Origin of the sequence: Dietzia maris, from assembly GCF_014144855.1 — a bacterium.
Lineage (GTDB): Bacteria > Actinomycetota > Actinomycetes > Mycobacteriales > Mycobacteriaceae > Dietzia > Dietzia kunjamensis.
This window is the reverse complement of the sequence record NZ_JAALDN010000367.1, coordinates 1-1972: the sequence shown is the minus strand read 5'-3', so window position 1 is coordinate 1972 and position 1972 is coordinate 1. Positions and strand designations below refer to the sequence as shown.

Here is a 1972-nt window from a genome sequence, read left to right as displayed (position 1 = left end):
CGGTCAGGCCGTGGCGGACTCGCTGCTGGACCGGCACGTCGCCGAGACCGGCGAGTACCCGAGCTCGGTGGGGCTGTCGATCTGGGGCACCTCGGCCATGCGCACCTCCGGGGACGACATCGCCGAGGTCCTGGCGCTGCTGGGCGTCCGCCCCGAGTGGGACGAGGCCTCCCGCCGGGTCACGGGCCTGGAGGTGGTCCCGTCCGAGGAGCTGGGCCGCCCGCGCGTCGACGTGACCGTGCGCATCTCGGGCTTCTTCCGCGATGCGTTCCCGCACGTCATCGGGATGCTCGACGACGCCGTGCGGATGGTCGCCGAGCTGGACGAGCCCGACGAACACAACTTCGTCGCCGCCCACACGCGGGCCGACCTGGCCGAGCACTCCGACCACCGCCGGGCCACCACCCGCATCTTCGGCTCCGCACCGGGCTCCTACGGCGCCGGGATCCTGCAGACCATAGAGGCGGGCAACTGGCGTGACGACCGAGACCTGGCCGAGGTCTACACCCGTTGGGGCGGGTACGCCTACGGCCGCGGCCTCGACGGAGTCCCCGCGGCCGACGACATGCGCACCAACTACCGGCGCATCGCGGTCGCCGCGAAGAACATCGACACGCGAGAGCACGACATCGCCGACTCGGACGACTACTTCCAGTACCACGGCGGGATGATCGCCACCGTCCGCGCGCTCACCGGCGCCGAGCCGCGCGCCTATGTGGGCGACTCCACCACGCCTGACGCCGTGCGCACCCGGTCGCTGGCGGAGGAGACCACGCGGGTGTTCCGCGCCCGCGTGGTGAACCCGCGGTGGATCGCGGCTATGCAACGCCACGGCTACAAGGGCGCGTTCGAGCTGGCGGCCACGGTGGACTACCTCTTCGGGTTCGACGCGACCGCCGGCGTGGTCCACGACTGGATGTACGACTCGCTCGCCCGCGAGTACGTCCTGGACGAGACCAACCAGGAGTTCCTGCGCCGGTCCAACCCGTGGGCGCTGCGCGGGATGATCGAGCGGCTCTCCGAGGCCGCCGACCGCGGGATGTGGGCCGAGCCCGACGCGGACATCATGGATCGGATGCGGCAGGTCTACCTCGACGTGGAGGGCGATCTCGAGGAGTCCCACGGTGACTGAGTTCCCCACCGGCCGGCGGCGCGTGCGCGTGGTGGGCATCGGCTCGGGCGGGCTCGACCAGATCACGGTCGAGGCCGCCCGGGCCCTGCAAGCCAGCGACTACGCCCTCGCGGCCGTGAAAGGCCCGGCCGACCCGTTGATCGATCTCCGCGCGCGGCTGCTCGCCCGCCACGCGCCGGGCGTCGAGCTGGTGGGTGTGCCCGATCCGGAGCGGGACCGCTCGTCGTCGTCGACCTCCTCCGACGCCGGGTATCGCGGCGTGGTGACGGACTGGCACGAGGCCCGCTCCCTGGCCTGGGAACGCGTCGTGGCCTCCCGGCCCGGCGATGTGGCGATCCCCGTGTGGGGCGACCCGGCGTTCTACGACTCCACGCTGAGGATCCTCGACCGGATCGCCGAGCGCGGTGCGCTGGACCTGGAGGTGGAAGTCGTGCCCGGGATCTCCGCGCTCCAGGTTCTGGCCGCGCGCCACCGTCTGGTCCTGCACGAGATCGGCGGCACGGTCACCGTGACCACCGGTCGCCGGCTGCGCGAGGTCGTGGCCGCCGGCGCCGACAACGTGGTGGTGATGCTCAACGGCGACCTGCCGCTCGATGACCTGGCCGACTGGAACATCTGGTGGGGCGGGAACCTCGGCGACGCCGGCGAGACGCTCGTCGCGGGCCGCGTGGGCGACGTCCTGCCGGACCTGCGCGCGCACCGCGAGCGGCTGCGCGACGAGCACGGCTGGGTGATGGACGTGTATCTACTGCGACGCGGAGAAGGGACGACGGCCCGATGACGGCTGAGAAGGACACCGCCGGGGCGACGGCCGGGACGACCGGCGGGAAGGACAGCGCC

The 1972-nt window shown here is 72.5% G+C and carries 2 protein-coding genes; both read left to right on the top strand.

Annotation, left to right across the window (positions count from 1 at the left end; translation table 11 throughout):
* On the top strand, window positions 1-1132 hold a 1132-nt coding region (locus tag G6024_RS12055), incomplete at its 5' end, for a cobaltochelatase subunit CobN (RefSeq protein ID WP_182640375.1).
* Window positions 1125-1913, top strand: coding sequence for a precorrin-6A synthase (deacetylating) (gene cobF / locus G6024_RS12050; protein WP_159148798.1), 789 nt, complete (start codon window positions 1125-1127; stop codon window positions 1911-1913). The genes G6024_RS12055 and cobF, both read left to right, overlap by 8 nt.
* Window positions 1914-1972 lie beyond the last annotated feature (59 nt).